Origin of the sequence: Gracilimonas sediminicola (assembly GCF_024320785.1) — a bacterium.
Classification (GTDB): Bacteria; Bacteroidota; Rhodothermia; order Balneolales; family Balneolaceae; genus Gracilimonas; species Gracilimonas sediminicola.
Genome location: NZ_JANDBC010000002.1, coordinates 690,558 through 712,370 on the forward strand (window position 1 = coordinate 690,558; position 21,813 = coordinate 712,370).

A 21,813-nucleotide genomic window follows, 5' to 3' on the forward strand; every position below is an offset into this window, starting at 1 on the left:
ATGCCCGTAGTTAAAACAAATATCGACCAGATTACCCACCTGTCCACCGGCGACTTTGATCACTGGTTGGGCGACTGGGACTCCGACGGGATTGTCAATATTGATGATCCTAACCCGCTTACACCGGGCGATACCGCCCCGGTTTCTGAGGCCGAACTGGCCCCGCAGATCAAAGCGGTTATTGAGACCAAAAACAACTACATCCCAGCCCTGAAAAAGGTTATGAACGGCCTTATCGGGATGAATTTGGCGCTGATCGTAAAGGGGCGCATTAAAGAAGTGTATTCCACGCTCGGTAAACTCATTCGCAAGCGGTTTCCGTTTACCGAAAAGATTGCTGCCAAAGCCGGAGAAAAATATACTACCGGCCTGACCGATGTGGCAGGCTGTATGGCTATTGCCGAAACACAGGCGCAGGTCGATCAGATGGTGAAGCGTATCCTCTCGGGCGAATTAGGTGAAGTCTGGGAACACGAAGACAAATATAAACATCCGGCAAATGGCTACCGCGCTCATCATTTTATCCTTGTTGTGGACGAGCAGTATCCGGTCGAAATCCAGGTAAAAACCAAACGCATGTCCATGATTTCGGCGGCCTCGCACCAGCCCTATAAAGTGGGCCAGCTTAACGGGGCACTGCTGGAAGAACTCACCCAACTCGCGTGGAAAGCCGACAAAGGCGACACCGAATCAGCGGAAAAACTCGAACCTTATTTGGTCGATTTGGAAGCGCTTGAAACCCAGCTTACCCTTCGATCCAATCCAAGTGGAGAACTCCAGCAACTTCAGGCAGATTTTGAACGGACCATAGGAAAACTGGCTCTGGCGTTTCAGTTGGAAAAGTTTCCAGCGGAGCATAAGCAGGAAGCCCTGGAACTATTTCGGGCACACGGTCGCATCATCGGCGTCGATTTTGACGGGGTATTTAACCGAGCCACATCTAAGAAACCAACACCTGCCAAACAGCCCAAAAAGAAATCAGGCCAATCAACTTTTAGGTTTAGCGACACCGAACTTTCGGAATTTGCGCCCATCAAGCTAACCGCCTCCGAGCGTCGCAAAGCCAACGAAGCGGCCATCGGGGTGCTTCAAAAAGAAGACCGTGCGATTACCAAATCCGATATCGACCTACTCCGCTCTTACACCGGGGCGGGCGGGTTAGGCTACACCGAATCCACCGAGCAGTCCAAGCGGGGCTTGCTAAATGAGCACTACACCTCGTACCCCGTGGTCAAACTCATTTGGGATAAGCTTCAACAAATGGGTGTCACGGGTGGCAATATTTTAGAGCCGGGCGCTGGCGTGGGCAACTTTGCCGGATTCCTTCCCGACCGCGACAAGTTTCGGATGGTCATGATCGAACGCTCGGCCATTAGTTCCCGTATTGCGAGTCTGCTATACCCAATGCAGACCGTGCGCCACGAAAACTTTGCCGACACCGATCTTTCCCTATACAACCTGACTGGCGTGGTTGGGAACGTGCCCTTTGGGGACCTGAAAATTCATACTTCCCGCGACCCGCTGGCCCCGCTTAGCCCCCGCATTCACGACTATTTTATCCTAAAATCCCTGGACGCTCTTAAACCCGGTGGTTTCTTGGCGGTGATCACCTCGACGGGCACAATGGATAAAAAAGACCCGTCCATTCGTCAGGCTATGATACAACGCGCCCATTTTGTAGGGGCCTACCGGCTGCCTTCAACGGCGTTTAAAGACAACGCCGATACCACGGTAACTACCGATATTCTTTTCTTCCAGAAATATGGAGAGCATCAGGGCGACATTCATCCGGACGTGGACTCGAAACTCAACCGACTTTTTGCCCAAGAGGAGCTGATTGAAAGTCAGGTCTCCTATAATGGTGAAACCTATACCGCTTCTTACAACCCGTACTATAAAGAACACCCAAGCCACGTGTTGGGTGAGCATATTCAGGGGCACCACGTACAGTTTTATTCCCGCATGGGCGTTAAAGGCGAGCTTTCCGAAGGCCTCATTCAAAGGGTACTTTCTGACGGACTAACTTTTCCTTACGCGCTTCCGGGCGAGATGCCGTTGTACAACATTCCCGATGATGGGATTATGCTCGACCTTCCAAGGTCGTATCATCCGGGAAATATTGTCTTCCACGAGAACCATTTTTACGAGAAGCAGCGACGGTTTTTCAAGCGGCTTTCGCTCAAAGGCGGCTCCGGGCTGGATGCCCGCATTCGTTCGGCCTGCCAGCTACTGGACAAATACGATGATTACATCACGGCTTTAGCCCAAGAAACGGGCGAAAAAGACGCCCTCCGCGCTGAGTTCAAACAGCTGCTTGCGGGGCACATCCAGCAGTACGGGATTCCTGATGAAGACGAGGACATCCGCAAAGTGTTCAAGTTCGACAACCGGCTTTACAAACTCACGACGCTCGTGAAGCGAGATCCGCTTAACGGGGAACTGGTGCACGCCGATATCATTGACGCTGACTCCATGTTCAACCGCAACTACGTGCCCGCGGTAAAGGACTCCGACGATCTGGCCGAACTGGCGATGTTCGGACGTAGTATTGGCGAGTCCTTAGATATTGACTTCTACCAGTCGGTGTACAAAGGGGGGACAGCGAGCAAAGAGGAGCTGGAAAAAGCGTTGGAAGATCACCCTGACTTTTACTGGAATCCGGCCACGTCAAACCACGAATTTCGCTACCAGTACCTCTCGGGTAACGTGCGCGAGAAACTGCAACTGGCCCAGGAGCACGAGCTGGAAAAGAACATCAAGGCGCTACAAGAGGTGGTGCCCGAATGGATCGACGTGTACAACATTACCGTGGACCCGCAGCATGTGTTTACTTACCTGCCTGCCAAAGCTATTGAAGAGTGGATCAAAGATGAAATGAACTACGACAAAGTGGAAATCGGCCTTGTCAAAGACAAAGCCGAGCTCGGCAACCGGTTCTACATGAAGCTTCGGAAATGGGGCCGTTATGTGGGCACGGGCGATGAAACCCCCGACGACAACAACCTGGGCTGGGGCGAGACGCCATTTACCAAAATCATTACCTCGTACATTCAGGACAGCACCTTTCCGCTGAAATTCTATGATGAGGACGACAACCTCATGCCGTCTATGACGCTCAAAGAAGCGCAATCCATGAAGGGAGAACGCGGTCAGATGCTCATCGAACGGGCGCGAAAAATACAGCGCCAGAACAACAACCGGATGCTTACGCACGTGCCCAAAAAGTTCAACAACTGGGTGCGCACCAAAGCTTCCTCCGAAGTCCGAGGCATGATCGAGGCCGCCTACAACCATACCTATAACGCGGTGATCAACCCGCCTTTTGACGGGCGCACCCTTCGGGTTCGAGGCATGAGCGACACCTTTTACGGGGTGAAAGACTTTACCGTGTACAAGCACAATCGCGCCATTGCCGAAAAGCTGGTGTGGAACGGCAAAGGTGCCAACTGCCACGATGTGGGAGCCGGAAAAACGCTGGCTTCCATTATCACCTCCCAAGTGCTCCTCCAGCAGGGAGCCGCCCGAAAACCGATGTTTGTCGTGCCTGGAAAAGTGCAGGAAAAATGGGTGGAAGAATACCTGATGCTGTTTCCCGACGCCAAAGTCCTCAACATGAAAATGGCCGGTGGCGACAAGCATAAAGAACTTACGATGGCCCAGCTCTACAACTGGGACGCTATCTTTATCGCCGACCACGCCTTTAAATCACTTCCATTGTCTCCGGCAGAGCAGGCTCGTATTTACCAGGAGCGCATCGACTACTTCAACCAAATGCTGGAAAATTTTGAGGATCTGCTTGAAGAAGACGAGGCCATCTCGAAAGCGGCCAAAACCTCCATGATCAAACGCATGGAAAAGCAGATGGAAGAATGGGAAACCAAGCTCCGCAATGTGGCGCATTCCAAGCGCCTTGAAACCGATATTTTCTTTGACGAGCTGGGCGTGGACTGCCTGTTCTTTGACGAGGCGCATTTCTACAAAAACGCCCTGGGTTCGGCCAAAGCCGCCAAGCTGGGAATCTCGGCGAACAAGCCTTCCCAGCGAGCCGAAGACACCCTGCAAAAAACGCGGTGGCTGTTCAGCAAAGTGGGCCATAAAAACGTGTTTGTGCTTACCGCAACCCCGGTCGTGAACTCTCCGGTAGAGGTGTGGCACATGCTTAACCTATGCGCCCCGGATCTGCTGGCCAAATACGAAATTGAAAACCTCGATAACTTCATTAACCTGTTTGTCCGGGAAGAAGAAAAGATCGTCAAAAAGACCAACGGAGAATACCGCTCCGAGCGTGTGGTGGCCGGGTACTACAACCTGCCGGAAATGCGCAAGATCATTGACGAGGTAATGGACATCAAGAGCTACGATCAGCTGATTGGTTTTTACAAGGAATTCCCAGACTATATTCAGGATGAGGACGGTAAAACGGTCAATGGCAAGGATGGAAAACCCAAGGTGCTCGAACCCAAATTCAAGCGCCCCAAGGCCAGTACCCGAAACGTGATTATTGAGCCCAGCGAGCTGCATAAGCTTCTTTTTGATGACATTATCCTCCGGGCCAACGAGGTCATCGCCTGCATGAAAGACCGGCAGTGCGAAACCCGCGACAACTTTCTTGTAATTACCGGCGATGGCAGCAAAATTGCGACCGACCTGCGGGTGTACGACAAGGATTTTGAAGGTATCGACCGATCCTACCTCAAGCTTGGAGCAATGGTCGAAAACGTGGCCGCTTCCTACGGGGCCCGTTCCAATCCCGCTCCCGAAATGGTGCCGGAAGACCTATACGGCGACTATTTTCACCGGCCAGGCAGAGGACAGATTGCCGTGACTCCTCCGCACCTCCGGGAGAACCCATCCCATATTGAGGTCATTACCAGCAAGGGTGTGGTAAAAGAAAAGAGCGGCTACTGGGTGGTCTGGGATGAAAAGAAAGAAGTGTATGAGCCCCTGCATATACTGGAGCCCAAAAAACCAGAACACACATGGAGCGAAGGCATCTTTGGCAACGAAAAAGAAGCTACCGAACGCGCCCATAAGCTCAATAAAGAATGGGAGCAGATCAAAGCAAGCCGATCCAATCCAGCCAGCCCTGCTATTCGCAACCAGATTATATTCTGCGACTGGATCAGCCTTCATCAGTCTCAGGGAGGTAGCTTCCATCAGCTCATCAAATCCGAGCTGGTCAAAGCCGGAATCCCCAAAGAGCAGATCGCGATCATCAACGGGTCCATCGTCGGCACGAATAAAAACGGGGATGACTACTCCGTCAGTAGCAAAGACGACAAAGAAGCGCTCAAAAAAGAAGTGCAGGATGATTTTAACCAGGGTAAGTACCGGGTGGTGATTGGCAACCAATCCATTGCCGAGGGGATGAACCTTCAGAAGTGGACGACCGACATGCACCATATGGACGTGCCCTACACGCCTTCGCAAATCCAGCAGCGCAATGGGCGCGGGCTTCGCCAAGGCAACCAGTACCCCGAAGTACAAATCCATTACTACCTGATGCAGGACTCCTTTGATCAGTACCGGCTGGAACTGGTCTCCAAAAAGCAAAGCTGGATTGATGACCTGTTCTTTGGCACTGGCAGAGAAGTCTCCACCGGTGGCGACTCGGAGTCGCTGGAATACGAGCAAATGGTAGCTGCTACCAACTCTGATCCACGGGTGAAACAATTCTTTGAAGCTTTGGCGCAAAAGAATGTGCTCGATGACCGGATTGACAATTTGGAATCTGAAGTAAAACGACTCCAAGCCAGCCAAGCGCAGGCGACCACCGATATCCAGGGAAAACAGGATCGCATGAAAAGCGTGGTAGAGCGGGAATCGGCCTTACAAAACTCAAAGCTTCCCGAAAGCGCTGAAAAAGCGTTAAAGGAGAACCTGTTTGACGTGCAGTACGGGTGGAACGGCGAGCCGTACCAGCTCGATATCCAGCTTAGCTCCGACTCCAAACGCATTTCCGGCTACCGCATGAAAACCGTGCTGGACGTGCCCGAAAACAATGCCAACGGGCGGGTGTGGTTTCACCTAATCCCCGACAGCAATATCGCTGACCGCTCGTTTTACAACAAGCAGACGTGGGGGGCCATCAAACGCATGGCCTCCAAAGAGCTGGGCAGTACCTTTGGGTGGACGCTGGAAGAAAAGACCGGGCAAGGAAAATCCATCTCTGGCAACCTTGGCAACATCATTGCCACGGAGGAAGATTTTTACAGTGAATACGGCATCGACATTGATGCCGAAAAAGCTAAAAAAGACGAGGCGGGTAACGAGCAAAGCTTCAAGGCCATCAAAGAGTCCGCCGGGATGTTTACCATCAAAAAGTGGCAACCGATCATCACCCGAAAACTGGCGGAGCTATTCCTGGAACTCGAAAAAGCGTGGATCAGAACCTCGGATTCTCGCAGGGAACTGCTAAGCAGTGAATTAAAGCAGACCGAGAAAACCCTGACCGAACTTCAAAAGGTGCTGGCAAGTACCAAAGCCGAACTGGAAGCGGCCAAATCGGCTCGGGAGAACAACCAGAAGACCGTGATCGAACTCAACGATGTGGTCAACCAGCTGGTGGCGGTGAGCTACGATGACCGGAACGAGCTGTATGAAGAGATCAACCGCATCGCCCCGAAATACAAGATCCGCAAAACGATCACTGTCCGTGATGTGGGTTCGCTAAAAGGCAGTGCACCCAAAGGATCGCCTCAACTTCGTGAGAACAAGGCGGACAGTGTGACTGGCAAAACATCCAAACGGCATGGCGTGCTTAAAACACTATACGAAGAGCCGCTGGTGTATTCCGGCATCGTCAAGGAACTGGAGTACATCGACTCCAAAGGCTACATGCAGCGCATGGAAGCAGAATCCGATGATCTGGCGATGATCATCAACGCCAAAGGCACCACTATTTATGTGTTTCCAACCAGTTTAATGAGGCTCTCCAAGGGAGCTTACAATGACCCGAAAGCCGCCGAAATGTTTGAGGAGTTTCATCATTTCCCGGCAGATGACTACGATTATGAGCTGTTTCCGCCTTTAGGCGAGAAACTGATCAGTGCCGGCTATGCCGACCGCATTATGTACGTGAGCGATAAGATTATCTACGCCGATGACGAAAAAGGCAAAGACAATCACTATTTCCACTACTTCGATGCGGGCAAGCGACCGGTGTTTAAATACGGTGATGTGTACATCATCGCTAACGTCAACATAGACGGCAGGGGCATTCTTAATTGAGCCACCCGCCAGAACAACGAAGGCACCTATGAAAGAGCGCGTGTTCGCCAAGAACCCTTCCGAGCTACAAATCATCGAAAACCCAAACAAACGACGCAGTAATATGATAACAGAAAGCAAAATCACTACCGAGAAGGCGGTCTCTGAGTTCAAGCAGCAGGCTATCACCGCCGGATATATTCTTGGTGGACAAGCGGTGGCAGCCCAGATGAATGTCCTGGCCGTCCCCTTGCTGACAGGCAACGCCTCAGCAACTATTCAACAAGCCACCCGAGCAGGTATCCCTCTCACCGCCGGAGTACTTCTAACGCTCCTTTCCAAAAACAAACACGTTCGCGGTTTGGCCATGGGTATGGGCGTACAAGGCGTAATGGAAGTCATCAAATTTATTACCCCTGACTGGACACCCCAGCAAGGTCTTATGGATGGCTCCGGGTACGTGTATGACAACCTGCCTGAAATCCAGGAAAAAACACACCATGTGGATGAGGTAGAACATTCTTTAGAGGTTGATAATACCATCGAAGTCTAGAAATAACGCCTCATAGCTCTGCATTGCAAAAGGGGTACTGGTAATACCAAACCGGCAAACCGCCATTTTCTAAACCTTTTAAATCACAGTTATGAGCGATAAAATCTCCAAAAAAGCACTTGTTCCAGCTACTGCGCGCATCAAGACCTATTTTGACACCCGCAAAGTACAGCAAAATCAATCAGTCCTTAATTTCTTTCCTGCTAATGCAGATCGAAAACTAACGCGGGACAACTATGTAAGTAACCCGTTTCCCGGAGCTATGAAACGCCGGATTCTGGGCCTATCCTTTGAACTCACCAAACAATTTATTGAAGACGATCCAGCCAATGGCATCGATGCGCGCGCCATTGTAAACGGGCTCAAAGACGCGGCCATTTTGCTTCAGGCCGATAACGACAACAAGGAATTCCTCCGCGCTCCCATGAGTGAGTTCTCCAACTTTGCTGGAACCGGTATTCAGTTTACCTCGGCCACCAATAATACCGTTGACGCCGTAGCTGAGTATCGCCGGCTTGTTACCATGAAATCTGCCAGTGAGTACCGTCTGGCCGATCCGTTTGATCTGGCCATCAACCAGACGGTTTCCCTTGCCGTCCATTTTGATGACGCCTCAGTGTTCCCAACCACAGAGAACTGGAACCAATCCGGTCAGGGAGAGTTGTGGCTCAGGGCTTCCATGGTAGTCGCTGAAGTTGAGTAATCCATCCCTACCCGCCGGTTTCAGTTCGCTGATTCCGGCGGGATTCTTTTTTCCAAGTAATCCTGACTACCTCAAAGCAACACCATGAAGATACTCTCCAATTTTTTACCTCCTAAAGAAAGTTCGGCTTACAATCCGGCCAAATCGGTTGAGGTGCAACCGGGAGCAACGGCTCACCTTACCATGAACGGCATGGGTGGAGAGCGCTACGGCATCCGAAAGATTCTCCCGTTCAGCGCCAACATGAATGCCATTTTGATTTCCGCTCGTCTCAACGAAGACCTTTATCTGTTTCGGGGCGTCCAGCTCTCGGTAGTGCACAATCTGTTCAAATCTATTGACGGACTATTTGCTCCTTTTATCATTCAAAAGAACAACCATATCGTTTTTGAACTCACCAATACCGGTGCTGCTAAGCAAACGGTAAACATTCAGCTTGTCGGTTATGACCAGTTTGCCCTGTCCAAACTAAGCGCGGCCTACCAGCAGATTGGAGCTTCGGTTCCCGTGCCCCGGTTCCTGTATGGCCATAGCACGGTTCCAGCTGGCGGGCTCAACATTGATCTGGGCGTGAAAAGCAAAAGCGTGGACGTTCAGGTTCGGCGCATGGCCATGAGCAGTAACCAGCCAGGAGCTATTACCGCTTCGATGAAAGTGTACAACACCACGGTTCGCGATGAAGTATTCCTGGAGCAGGTGAACGACGAGTTCAACGACAAGTACATCAACGTACCCTTTGTGGTGGGCTCGAACGTGCCGTTTGACGTGTACGCTTCCAACTATGGTGCCCAGCCTGCCGAGGTAAGTTTCCTTTGTGAGAGCTACGTGCAGATAAGAACCGGATTCATCCCAGCGGAGTAGCTATGCTCAACGAACTGATTAAAGTGCTTTGCGAGCTGGCCGCCAACGTGGAAGCGCTGGTTACAAACCTGCAAAAACCGCAAGGCAGCCAGCCCAGTCAAGCTCGAATTGCGTCCTCCATATCCCCGGTCATGAAGCAGGGCGAGCAGCCTGTTCGCCTGGTCAACGAAAACCCACACCGGCTTGGGGTGATTATCCATAACAACAGCGAAGGTGAGCTAATGATTGCCCTGGATAGCCAGCGCATATCTGACAAGTTCTACACCTTCAAACTGCGGGCGGGTGAAACCCTTCACTTTGACCTTCGACGGTTCGGCGAGCTCTACAAAGGGGGCTTTATGGGCCTGTGGGATGAGGCGACCAATCCTGGAGCGGAGTCCAAAGCCCTGGTAACCGAAATCTTTTGGATAAGCTGAGATGAGCAAGATTAGCGGGCAAGAATTTGGTCTGAACGAGGCCTTCAAAATGCGGGTGGTGAGCGGTATGCTCGTGGACGGTTCTATCCTCATTTCGTGGGCTACCGGAGAACCGGCATCGAGCCAAATTGACTGGGGATGGGACGACTCGGTGCCATTTCAGACGGCTGAAGTTCACGCCGAACCGGAAGAAATGGTGCGTTATCACCAGCTATACCTTCCACAAACGCTGGTCGATCAGCGGCATTATTTCCGCGTGCGCTCGCGAACCGAGCACGGCAAAACCGGGATCTCGGACATCTACATGGTCGTGGTTCCTCCGGATCTGGCCATTAAAAACCGGGGTCGACTCGCTACCGAAGCCCAGCTGGAATTGGTACTGGTAAAAACCACCAGCATCGACTGCACGAGCTTTCCAGATACTTCCATTTCGGGCTACCGCACCGAACCCATTGCTTCGGATCAGCCAGCGGCTTTTGACCACGAGCACTCCCAACCGGCACCACTGGACCAGGTGAAGGAGGTCAATACCAACAACAGCAGTTCCCTGACTACCAACATCAGCTACACCATTACATAAACCCATATTTGCATAACACATCATCCATGAAAACCATTACAACGGATTTAAACGTAGGAAAAACAGCAAGCGGCCTCGACATGTACTGCGACCTGTCCCTGGAACAACGGCACCTTTACCGCATGAAATGTGAAAGCTTTGTTGCCAATTTGCTTAAATGGATGCGGATTCAAATGGGCAAGACGAATCAAGATGATTACTGGGATGGAAACAGTACCCGTAAAGAAATCAGCAACATCACCAGTATTACTGAATCCGGACAGGATCTCATCATTCAGCTTGACAAATATCATGAATACAGTGGTGTGGAACATGACTTGATTACCATACAAGGAGTACTCGGGTTAGAAGGATTGAACGGCGTGTACTTTCATGATAATACCATCGGACAATTTCCCCTTGACCGGCATAGCACCTATAAATATTACATTCGGGGGCTTGTGCCTCACCTGACGGGCGTATGGGATGGAACTTCCGGTGTTTCTATGGCAGCCAAATACAGAAATACATGGACAGACAGAGATTATCACCTTCCGATAAATTGGGAGCCAATCATCGGCATGAGTGACCAACCAGTAAAAGCCTCTGATTTGTGCCTTCCGGGGTATTTCAAGCGGGGGTGCACTCAAGGGGCTGTGTCCATTACTTCGCTTATTACCGACCAGGAGAGTTCCAAATTTACCCTATCCCGACCGTTCACCAACATGACGGGTGGTATTCGGCAAATCAAGGAAATTGGAATTATGTCTGGGGATTACCGAAGCGCTTATATGCTTATGGCTCGTGACGTGCTAGGTGCACCGATTAGCCTTGGAGACACCTCCACTTTGTCGCTGGATTACGAGATCATTTCCATGATTGAAAACTTCAATCAGAATACGGACGCCAACGGCACGAATGGCGGATGGACAGAAAGCTTCATGTATATCTTGCACCGAATTGCCAATCCAGGAGCTGCTCACAACTGGGAGAATGAGTTTCATTTTACTGCCGGTTTAGGTGGAGGTGGAACAGGGGTAAACTTCAATGTCGATCGGAATCTGGAAGGCTGGCAATTTGGCGTTCGCGTGGGCGAGTCGAACAAGTTTGTATCCATGACCGATACTTCCCTTACCCCAGAAAATGCGGAAGTTAATGGCGTTCCACACGGATATGGAGACGGAGAACTGGTACACCATGGCACGCATATCGGACAATTGGTAGTCGATGATGTGGCTAACGAGGTGTACTTCCCGATAGAGCGTATTTTTGAGAACCGGGGAGCAACACCCATTACCGTCCGGGAAATCGGTCTATTCGGAAACAAGAATAACTCATTAAATATCCACCCGCATCTTTTGGCCCGAAAGGCATTGGCTCCAGTCGATCAGTTTACCATCGGAGCGGGTGAAACCGCAAAAGTCACCTTCAACTGTAAGGCCATTGTATAAGTGAGCAGCGCGCTGTCCATATCTTCCCAGCTCAGCTACCTTCGGGTGAAAGGCATTATGGGGCACTTCTATGAGGCTTCTCGGGCTAATAATGTGCCGGTTTCCCTGCTTTTGGCCATCGCCTCCAGGGAAAGCCATATGGGATTGGCGTTGGACAATAACTGGACGGGCGACAACGGCAACGGCATCGGCATCATGCAAATTGACCGCAGGTATCACTCGGACTTTACGAGCTCCCATGCCAATAACGACCACCGCGCTAACATCCACTATGGCAGCAAGTTCCTGGCGGATCTGATCGGCAAATTTGGCGGCAAGCTCACTCCAGCTGTAGCGGCATACAACGCAGGCTACTCAAAAGTAAGAAATACCATAAATGCTGGCATTGATCCGAACCTGATTACCACCGGGCAAAATTACGCCTCCGATGTGCTCCAAAGAAAGGAAATCGTGGAGTCGGTAATGGGCATTTCCAAAGCGTCCACGGCCAGCATGGTACTGGTGCCACTAATCATCACAGGATTTATTTCCTACCAAATCTTTAACACTCAATAAAACACTATGAAATCATCTTCCGGATACATCTACAGCGAGGAAAGCTCCCCCGGTTTGGGGCGAATGGTACTCGGCCCGACACTACCCACTGAGTTGAACACCGCTATCCGACCGGTATCTACTGGTGTTACTCGGCGACCAACCATATCCATTCCTCGGGGGCTTTCTCCCAGGATGAGAAAACCGGTTCTGCCAAAATTGCCCAAAATTACGCCACCCAAAGTAACTCCGGTGGTCCGTGATTTGACCAAAAAGCCTGTGGCAACTGCCCAGCCACCTATAACCAAAAGTGAGCCGGTGGCCACGCAGAAAAAACCGACGAGCATGAAGATGATCGCGCTGGCCGGGGCAGGAATCGTTGGAGCCGGAATCCTTTTCAAAATCTTACGCTAACCTAACCTGAAAACCCATGAGTAAATCAAGCTATACCTCTGATAACGGCCTTGGATGCGGCTGCGGATGCAACGGAGCCGGAATCGGTTCTTCCCCCGTAGTGGACGTTAAAAATGCTGAAGCCGAAAACACCAATACGGATTTGGTGGATACCGCCAAGAAATACGTCAACGGCGATGTGCCTATGAAGTACAAAGCGGCTGCCATTGCCCTTGCGGCAGGCTTTCTGTGGCTAAAGTTCAAGAAATAGCCCCATGAAACGAGCCGACTACCTTGCCCTTATAGAAAGCTATGGGGGCAATTTTTGCCTGTCCGACTTTGAAATCCAGGGAGATATCTCCCAAATGGATGTGGATTTCTTGCGCTCATTTCTTGCCTGGAGAGATTGGACGAGCACAAAAACTCTAATCACGTCTGCCTGGCGAGATAACGACCTGAAATCTCACGGTAAAGGTTTGGCCATTGACTGCCTGCTTTTTACCGAGTGGCTTACCAAACAGGCAAATCCTTTCCAACACTGGCTGCTTGCAACTACCTGGCCTTTTCAGGGAGTGGGGTTGTATTTCGACTGGAATTTCACTCACAAGATAAGTGGAAAGAAGATTCCGGCTATCGGCCTTCATGTGGACGGGTGGAGTGGCAAACAAATCAATGAGCGGCCTCTGCGGTGGCTCCGGATTGATGGCCATTACTACTACCAATCGACAAAAACCGGACGGTTTTACTGCCGGGAGAACAAACTAACTATATCACTAACTGAAGCTATTCAGAACTACGAGCAACGCTATGAGCAAGCCACCAAAGCCCGAGCATTACCTCAGCAAGTATAAAGAGCTGATCATTACGACCATCATTTGCCTGTTTTTGACCGGCATTTACGACTCGATCAACAATCAGACCGCTGAAATAAAGCGCTGGTACGAGCTGATGATCAATATTCGGGCCGAGCAGAAGATTCAGGGGGTTGACCTGGAATCATTGAAGCAGTCCATTCAGGTCTTTCAAACTAAAACCGACCAGGAACTAATCAATCACGAACAACGCATTCAGTCCCTTGAACGAGGGGGTCAATAAGCCTTATTAACCTAATTTAGCCTAATTACTCATGAAAAAACTACTTAAAAACGTCATCAAATCCGTACCAACACTAATTACACTTTTCAGAAAAGAAACGCCCCAGGAAGGCAAAGACATTGCCAAAAGTGGACTAACCAGTTTAGGGATTTCCGGTATGATTACCACCGGGCGAATTAATGCCGGTGAACTGGATGATACCGTGCTCATTATTTTGGCAATCGCTGAAGCTATTGGGTATGTGTATGGGATTATCGCTTTAATTGCAGGTTCTTCCCAAAACACAGATATTGAAGAGAATCAGCTATAAACAACGTATTTTTATTTTACGCAGATTAAATAAAATATTCCTACTTGTCATAATCTAAGTTTAGCAGTAGATTTTAATAGTGCCCTGTACGTTGCGAAGTCCTAAGTTTCACTTGGGAAACGAATTTAATTTCATAGCAGCTACGGGGCATTTCTTTTAGTTTTATCATCACGCATTTAGTTGCTCACCTATGAAATCCCAACTATTTCTGGATGATATTTTGGAGAAGAATTTACCAAAAAGAAATTTCAAACCTACTAAAGGTTAAAGTATTCAGTTTCTTTTTCTTACTTAATGTAACTTCTGTCCATCATTGGATACATATTTGCAAGGCCATGTTATCACGTACAGAACAAAAACAATTATTAGAAAGGCTTATTGCTTTACCCAAAGAGTGTGAATGGGTGGAGTTTAAAAAAAGATATGTTGAGGAAACTCAAATAGGGGAATACATTTCAGCCCTCTCGAATTCAGCCTGCCTTCATAACCAAAAATACGGCTATTTGGTTTATGGAATAGAAGACGGAACACATGATATTGTTGGAACAGATTTTCATCCTAAAAACACCAAAATAGGAAACCAGGAGCTTGAAAACTGGTTGGCTACCCAACTGTATCCCAAAATAGATTTTAAAATTTATGAATTAGATTATGAAGGAAAGAGTATCTCCATATTTCAAATTGATGCAACGAGAAATCAGCCTGTTCGATTTCGCCACGATAAATTTATCCGTGTAGGATCATATAAAAAGAAACTTGAAGATCATCCTGAAAAGGAACGGAAAATTTGGAAAAGACATCCCGAGGCTTCATTTGAGAGTAAAATTGCTGCTGACAATCTTCAGGGAAATGAAGTCCTTCAACTTATTGATTATCCAGCTTTCTTTGAAATGATGAGCATTCCTCTTCCTGCTGATATGAGTGGAATACTTGATAAGCTTATAGAGGAAAACCTGGTGGCCTTTGATAGCGGTAGATACTCTGTAACAAACCTTGGTGCGGTTCTATTTGCAAAGCAATTAAATAATTTCCCTTCTCTAAAAAGAAAATCCATCCGGGTGATTATCTATGATGGAAAAAACAAAGTGAATACAATAAAAGAGCAGAATGGCATAAAAGGGTATGCCAATGGTTTTGAAGGACTCATATCATGGATAAACGATCAACTCCCAGAGAATGAAGTGATTGGGCAAGCCTTAAGAAGTAAGGTTAAAATGTACCCCGAAATCGCTATTCGTGAGCTTGTGGCCAACGCTATAATTCATCAGGATTTCGAAATGAAAGGAACTAATCCGATGATCGAAATTTTTGATGATAGAATTGAGATCACAAACAATGGAAAGCCTCTTGTTGACCCATTGAGATTTATTGGTGCAACACCTCGCTCACGTAATGAAGAACTGGCCTCATTTATGAGAAGGCTTAATATTTGTGAAGAACGCGGAAGTGGCATTATCAAGGTCGTAAATGCTGTGGAGATCTTTCAGCTACCCCCACCTGATTTCTTGGTAGATGACTTTCATACCATTGCAAAACTCTATGCTTACCGGCCTTTGAGTGAAATGGATAAAAAAGATAAAATTAGAGCATGTTACCAACATACCTGTCTCAAACACTTCTCCGGTGAAAGGATGAGCAATAAGTCCCTCAGAAAAAGATTTGAAATTTCGGACAAGAATTACCCTATGGCTTCCAGAATTATTTCTGATACTATAGAAGCTGGTCTTATTAAGGATTTTGATCCATCCAGTAACTCTAAAAGGGATGCCAGTTATATTCCTTTTTGGGCTTGATCTATGTCACCTTTATGTAACAATTTTAGGGTATTCACCCACAAACACTGTTTTAAAGCTGTTAGAATACCTTTTTTTATGTAACGGTTATGTAACACTTGCCCACATTTTGGAGGACTTATCCACATAAATTATATAGATAACACATATAATGCGTTTTGGTGATTGTTTTACAGTAAGAGCCGTTCCCTATTATCACGATACTGGAAAAAAAGAACATTTTGAATGGTGGGCGAAAGTTTGCTATAAATTTGTGTATGATATTTCTGACGAGGATGAACGCTAATCCTTTTTATCATCTTCATGAAAATACATTACCATTTGATCTTCAGTATCGTATTTTTCTATAGATTGTTTTTTCATTTCTTCATGTGCACTTCTTGCATCATCCCTTTCTCTCGACAAAATTCTATATTGCTCAATTCTTACATCACTGGTTTTTAATATGTAGAAAACTTGATCATCCTCAACACGATCACTTTTCGTTGGTTTCCCTTGAGCTTTGAGTTGAAATGGGAGTAAATAATCATCAATGACAACAGTATATGGTAATAAGCCAATTGTACTGGAGTAATCTAACAAATCACTCTCTGCTGAGAACTCAAGTCGTATAAATGTGGGTTTGGGAGCTAACAACTCATATAAGAAATTGAGCAACCCAACTTGGTTCTTAAGTTCTACAGGTTTTACAATAACATCAGACTTTAGATTAAAATGGTTCAGAAGTTTTGTAGCCGATTTTATTGATTGAAAATATTCAATTGATAATTCTTCTTTGTACTGATCAAAATTCAGGTTACCACCCCAAAAAAGCTTGCCGTCATGTTTTACCTCAAAGTTGACCTTTTCATTACTTTCCAATCCACTCAGAAAAAGCATTAGATTTGTGATATCAATTACTTCGGAAAGTTTTACTTCCTTACTGAAATCAGGAGTCTCAAATAAGAACTCAATTTTCTTTCCTTCTGGATAAATAGAGAATTTAATGAATTGAGCCTTATAGAGAATCTTCCATTTGCTTTCATCTTTGACTAGCTGACCTATACCTCGGGGAATATAGTATTCAGTACTAAATTCAACTGATGATCTATGATCTTCTGTTATATACTTGATGGTAGCGGGACCCTCTGGTTCAATATTTGTAAGGCTAAAATGACCTCCCTCTTGCTTATCAATTACAATTTCATCCCCAAATCTTTTATCTGTTACCTCCCAGTCATATACTTCAACTTTATCTACCTCACCTAAATATAGATCAACCATAAAGGCTTCAATATCATCTTTATATTTATCAGGTAACTTACTTTGAAAATGAATTTGACCAGTTTCTACTTCGTACCCAACTTTCTCTCTTAATAAATATTTTTTTTCTGAATAGTTCTTTTTGGTTTCAGTTAGATTTTGACGAATAATCGTGCTGAGTTCTAAACCATAGGGTGATGAAATCTCCTGTGCAATTTTCCAGGGAAGAGTTATTCGGTATTTATGAAGTTGATTCCATTTTTCTTTTGGAATGATTCTAATCCTCTTTTGAACTTTTGCAATTATTGTTTCCCAAACATGAAATAAATGGGCTACGATTGGTTCACCGTTATTACCTACTTGAATCAATAAATAAAAAGCTGGGATTGGAGCATCTACCATCTTCTTCAAATTTGACAGCTTAATACTACGATTCCCTTTCTCTTTTTGGGTTGTTTTCACTTGAATTAAAACCCGATCGTGACTGTCATCTTTATCAAGGGATTTGAGATCACTATTATATGAAGGAGGAAGTGCTACTAAAAAATCCCACCCATCTTTATCCACTTCCACACGATTAGGAACTAAATCAACCTGATGGCACCATTTAGCAAAAATTGACTCCCCTAAATTCCCTGTATCCATAATTTTGTATTCTTCTCTAAGCTTTTAAGACCCCATCAATCTCCTGCATCAACCTATCTGTCTCCATGAGAGCAACGATGATTTTTTGGTAATGTCGAATTTCATCTATAGATAGTTCACGGTCTCGGCGGTCTTTGAGCCATTTTTCGGCAGGTTGATAGCCTCCGATGTAGAATTCCCAGGCTTTTTTCGGCACATTGCCGAAATACTGCTCTTCGTTAATCCACACTTTGCCTAATTCCAGGTCATCATCCGAGTCATCCTGAGGATACCTCCGAAGGATCTTGCCTTTCAGGGCTTCGTTTTCTTCACCACTTTCGTCATCTCCATCAACCACAAATCCCGGATCATTCTTCGTCAGCCTGTTGGAAATTACATTGCTTCCTGCAATGGGATAGGTGGTTATAAATTCTTCTACCACTGGATGCTCCAGCAGGTGAATTTGACGCAACTCTCCACCAAGTTCTACTAGTTGCCAGAAAAGCTCGGGATCTTCGGGGTAAGGCACTCTTGGAAAGTCGATCTTGAGAAACTCTTTGTATCTCTCCCGGTAGCTTGGAGAATGTAAAACGGCATAGATGTAATCAAGTAGATCAATAGGCGCAAAATAGCCTTCGGTTTCTTTCTTTTCCGGAGAGAACTTCAGATCCAGATTTTTGGCAATTTTATCTACGATTTTCTTTTCTAAATTAGGCCTTCGTTCTATACTTCCATCCAAAGTTTGTTGGGTGCTATTTTCTGGATAGACATATAAAGGGAATGTGTATGTGCTTTCTTTTGACTTAGCGGATAATGTGCACATATCAACCAATCTATCTGAAATAAACACATGTTGAAAATCATATGCACTTTGTTGACGGGCAGACAATAAAGCTAAATTATCTTCAAAAAATAAATTCCTCATTAGTTCTCTTCGAGAATCTCCTCGAACTATAATTTCATGGATTTTTTCATAAGGGTAGTAGGTGAACCTACTATCAAATAGTCGGTATTGCACTTCCATGATATCATCTGCTTCATCCTCAAAAAGGTCCCTTTTCTCACTAATTTTCCAGTCTTTCGTATCAGAAATATTATACTTCTCAAGTATTTGCTGAGAATCAAGATTTTTCATGTCTTTAAACAACTCAATTACTGAATCCCTATCGAAGTGAGTCTTAATCAAAAGATTGTCTTTTCTGAATTTTATACCAGTACCAGATTCAATGAATAATTTGTCCAAGGAAATCCATTCTTCAAATTGATCTCTCAGTTTATACTTGAATTCTTTAAAAAAGTAATCTGGTGATTGGGGCTCTATCGCTTTCCAATTAATTGTTGATAAACTATTGTCAGTTAAGTAATTGTATTTTTCTTTCCTCTTACCTAAGGCATCATTTTTTAATAGTGATGCCATATTGTGATTCTCTTTTTTCTTTATAAAAATATTTATTGAAACACCCTGTTGGATATCAAATACATTTTCATCTTTCTCTCCATCATCTGTTACTTCTTGTTTTTTATAGCTACCGTGTAAGTCTAAAACATATATTTTATCAAATGCATTAAGTAAATCCTCTCTCATTTTGTGATGGGTAATACCATCTATAAAACTATTATTTGATATGTAAGCAAGTATGCCTTCACTATTCTTTTCAATCAAATACTGCCCATATCGAATAAATTTAACATAGTCATCTGACAAGGCATTTTTATTATAACCTTGTACACCTTCCTTATAAGTTTTGATTCTTTCTTCAATCCATTCTCCATTATTTCTACTACTGACTGAGTAAGGTGGATTACCCAATACAACCATCACAGGTGTATCACGCTTAATATGGTTGGCTTCATTAGCCTCTTCACTTAGCCAACCGGCAAAGAGGGTTCCTGTGTCTGGGTGGTGTTCTTCCAGGGAGTTGGTGAGATATACCCGAAAGCGTTCACTGCCACTTGGTTCCACGCCGGTTTCCCGCAACAATAAATCCAGTTTCAGGTGGGCCATCGCGTAACTGGCCATTAATATCTCAAATCCGTTCAGACGGGGAATCAGGTGTTCTTCCACATAGGTAGCCCAAATGCCTTGCTGTCCTTCAAACTTGGAATGAATTTGTTTGATTACTTCGGCGAGGAATGTTCCAGTTCCAGCTGCCGGGTCCAGAATCTGTACTTTATGGACTTCTCGTTCCTCTTCCACCATTCCGCCTTTGTGACGTTTGTCGTGGGTGGGCACTTTTACCTTTACTTTGGTTTTGGAGGTGTCGGCCAGCCCGTCTTTGAGGTCAAATTCGTCTTTCAGAATATCATCCACCGCCCGAACAATGAAATTCACCACCGGCTCCGGCGTGTACCAGACTCCGCGACTTTTGCGCAGCTTGGGATCATATTCCGCCAGAAAGGTTTCATAAAAATGAATGATGGGATCTTGTTGCTGAGTAGCTTTCCCAAAGTTCTTGAGAAGTCCATCCACATCGGTCGCTCTGAAAATATCAGCGAGGCCATCTACCACCCAAACGATACGATCATCCAGATCATAACCGGCTATGTATTGGAATAGCTTACGAAGAAAGGGATTGGTTTTCGGAATAAGCGCAGCTGCTTCATGCCGATCAAAGGTATCCAAAGTCGAATCGTGTAATCGAGCTGCAAACATACCATAAGCAATCGTCTGTGCATAGATATCTGCAAATTCCTTAGCGCTGATATCGTGAATCAAGACGTTCTGAAATGCGGTCAATTGTTCCCGCAGGGTATTGTTAGCCGTCTCGTTTACTTTGTTTTTCTGCTTTTCTTCATCGGCATTCAGGGCTTTTTCAATTACATCAGCGAGGATTCGGGCTTTACCGGCCATCATCTTCGACAGCTTATTGGCACTGCGGATGGTTTGCCCCACATGCGTCCCAAAATCTTTAATGATGTTCTTGAACTCATCATAGTTTTCAGACTTGCCAACGATTATTTCATCCTGAATTTCAGCAATAGAAACAGAAGTCAAGAATTCCCCTTCCCGATACACATGGAAGTCGAGATAATCTGTAAAAATCAGATTGGGAAGTCCGGTCTTGTAGCGTTCAAACTGTTCTTTATTCTTCTTCTTACCCTCAAGATCCAGATCGCCAATGTCTTTGGCTTCAATATATCCAACTGGAATTTTGCCTTTAGTGAGGATATAGTCGGGGGCTCCAACATCTGTTCGTGAGGGCTCATTTGTTACAAGTAGATCGGGTAATAGATCACCAAGCAATGTTTGTAAATCGCCCCGATAACTGTGTTCCCTCGAAATGCCTGATTTATATCTCAGATTTAACTGATCAACGTATTCCTGAATGGTCATAGATAAACAATTTGGTTGGCGCTTAGGCTAACAAAATCAGGGCTTAAAGACAATGTGATTTCTTCCTGTTAAAGAAGTCTATAAGCAACTTTTCCTTTATTCAATATATGATCACGCCTTTGGATACTATAATTTTACTCAATGATTCCGAATTTTTTATAAGTGAGCGCCCTTAGACACGGGTATGTACCTAACTTACCCCTTCATTTAATCATTTGCTTAAACGTTTCATTGACTATATATTTAAGCAATCACTTAAATAATAATTCCTATGAGCAAACAATCCTGTATTCGTGATGTAGCCGATCTGAACCAGATCAACCGCTGCATTGATTCTATCCATGCGGTAGAATCATCCATCTTAAAACTCTCGGACATACTAAAGCTGGCCGGCAATGATGTGCGCCTGAAGATTCTGTTCTTGTTGAGCACGGAGGAAGATTTATGTCCGTGCGATTTGAGCGATATTTTAGATATGACAGTACCGGCGGTATCACAACACCTGCGAAAATTGAAAGACGCAGGGCTTTTAGATTCAAGACGAGAGGGAAAGCTCATCTTCTATTCTCTTCAAAAACCTTACGACGATCTTCTGAAACCACTTTTCAACCAAATTGAAAACAATGCCATTATGGAGGTATTAGCAGCATGAACAAGCAACAAAACAATAACTCTGACACAAACTGGCTGGGCGCGGGACTGGGAGTAGCATTTATAGCTTCCCTTTGCTGTATCA

Annotated in this window: 17 protein-coding genes; 15 read left to right on the forward strand and 2 right to left on the reverse strand. The window is 46.1% G+C overall.

Features of this window, described 5'->3' with window-relative positions; genetic code table 11:
* The 14 genes from NM125_RS12885 to NM125_RS12950 all read left to right on the forward strand — a co-directional run bounded on the left by NM125_RS12885 (position 1) and on the right by NM125_RS12950 (position 15,877).
* The gene (locus tag NM125_RS12885; RefSeq protein WP_255135358.1) at positions 1 to 7,230 is read left to right on the forward strand and encodes a helicase-related protein; all 7,230 of its coding nucleotides are present in this window, start codon (positions 1 to 3) and stop codon (positions 7,228 to 7,230) included.
* A 28-nt stretch (positions 7,231 to 7,258) separates the two neighbouring features.
* On the forward strand, positions 7,259 to 7,762 hold the full coding sequence (locus NM125_RS12890; RefSeq protein WP_255135359.1) for a hypothetical protein: 504 nt from the start codon (positions 7,259 to 7,261) through the stop codon (positions 7,760 to 7,762).
* A gap of 91 nt (positions 7,763 to 7,853) precedes the next feature.
* On the forward strand, positions 7,854 to 8,465 hold the full coding sequence (locus NM125_RS12895; protein WP_255135360.1) for a hypothetical protein: 612 nt from the start codon (positions 7,854 to 7,856) through the stop codon (positions 8,463 to 8,465).
* Positions 8,466 to 8,549: 84 nt separating this feature from the next.
* Positions 8,550 to 9,326: an alpha-1,2-fucosyltransferase gene (locus NM125_RS12900; RefSeq protein WP_255135361.1), complete on the forward strand. Its 777-nt coding sequence runs from the start codon at positions 8,550 to 8,552 to the stop codon at positions 9,324 to 9,326.
* A 2-nt stretch (positions 9,327 to 9,328) separates the two neighbouring features.
* Complete coding sequence (locus NM125_RS12905) at positions 9,329 to 9,742, forward strand: hypothetical protein (RefSeq protein ID WP_255135362.1); 414 nt, start codon at positions 9,329 to 9,331, stop codon at positions 9,740 to 9,742.
* 58 nt (positions 9,743 to 9,800) lie between these two features.
* On the forward strand, positions 9,801 to 10,322 hold the full coding sequence (locus NM125_RS12910; protein ID WP_255135363.1) for a hypothetical protein: 522 nt from the start codon (positions 9,801 to 9,803) through the stop codon (positions 10,320 to 10,322).
* A gap of 26 nt (positions 10,323 to 10,348) precedes the next feature.
* Positions 10,349 to 11,752 carry a hypothetical protein gene (locus NM125_RS12915; protein ID WP_255135364.1) on the forward strand — a complete coding sequence of 468 codons (1,404 nt, stop codon included), beginning with the start codon at positions 10,349 to 10,351 and terminating at the stop codon, positions 11,750 to 11,752.
* Positions 11,753 to 12,307, forward strand: coding sequence for a transglycosylase SLT domain-containing protein (locus NM125_RS12920; RefSeq protein ID WP_255135365.1), 555 nt, complete (start codon positions 11,753 to 11,755; stop codon positions 12,305 to 12,307).
* A 6-nt stretch (positions 12,308 to 12,313) separates the two neighbouring features.
* Entirely contained in the window at positions 12,314 to 12,700 is a 387-nt protein-coding gene (locus NM125_RS12925; protein ID WP_255135366.1) for a hypothetical protein, read from the forward strand.
* A 16-nt stretch (positions 12,701 to 12,716) separates the two neighbouring features.
* Positions 12,717 to 12,950 (forward strand): hypothetical protein, encoded by a 234-nt coding sequence (locus tag NM125_RS12930; protein WP_255135367.1) that lies wholly within the window; start codon positions 12,717 to 12,719, stop codon positions 12,948 to 12,950.
* A 4-nt stretch (positions 12,951 to 12,954) separates the two neighbouring features.
* A complete protein-coding gene (locus NM125_RS12935; RefSeq protein WP_255135368.1) occupies positions 12,955 to 13,530 on the forward strand; it encodes a hypothetical protein in 576 nt (191 codons plus the stop codon).
* A complete protein-coding gene (locus tag NM125_RS12940; protein WP_255135369.1) occupies positions 13,487 to 13,774 on the forward strand; it encodes a hypothetical protein in 288 nt (95 codons plus the stop codon). Before NM125_RS12935 ends, NM125_RS12940 begins: the two co-directional genes overlap by 44 nt.
* A gap of 31 nt (positions 13,775 to 13,805) precedes the next feature.
* Positions 13,806 to 14,084 carry a hypothetical protein gene (locus tag NM125_RS12945; protein WP_255135370.1) on the forward strand — a complete coding sequence of 93 codons (279 nt, stop codon included), beginning with the start codon at positions 13,806 to 13,808 and terminating at the stop codon, positions 14,082 to 14,084.
* A gap of 335 nt (positions 14,085 to 14,419) precedes the next feature.
* The gene (locus NM125_RS12950) at positions 14,420 to 15,877 is read left to right on the forward strand and encodes an ATP-binding protein (protein WP_255135371.1); all 1,458 of its coding nucleotides are present in this window, start codon (positions 14,420 to 14,422) and stop codon (positions 15,875 to 15,877) included.
* Between the two features lie 282 nt (positions 15,878 to 16,159).
* Here the strand turns inward: NM125_RS12950 and NM125_RS12955 are convergent, their stop codons facing one another.
* Positions 16,160 to 17,764, reverse strand: a complete 1,605-nt coding sequence (locus tag NM125_RS12955) for a hypothetical protein (RefSeq protein WP_255135372.1) — start codon at positions 17,762 to 17,764, stop codon at positions 16,160 to 16,162.
* 16 nt (positions 17,765 to 17,780) lie between these two features.
* The gene (locus NM125_RS12960) at positions 17,781 to 21,077 is read right to left on the reverse strand and encodes a type ISP restriction/modification enzyme (RefSeq protein ID WP_255135373.1); all 3,297 of its coding nucleotides are present in this window, start codon (positions 21,075 to 21,077) and stop codon (positions 17,781 to 17,783) included.
* 271 nt (positions 21,078 to 21,348) lie between these two features.
* Between NM125_RS12960 and NM125_RS12965 the strand changes: the two genes are divergently transcribed.
* Complete coding sequence (locus tag NM125_RS12965; RefSeq protein ID WP_255135374.1) at positions 21,349 to 21,729, forward strand: ArsR/SmtB family transcription factor; 381 nt, start codon at positions 21,349 to 21,351, stop codon at positions 21,727 to 21,729.
* The last annotated feature ends 84 nt before the right edge of the window (positions 21,730 to 21,813 follow it).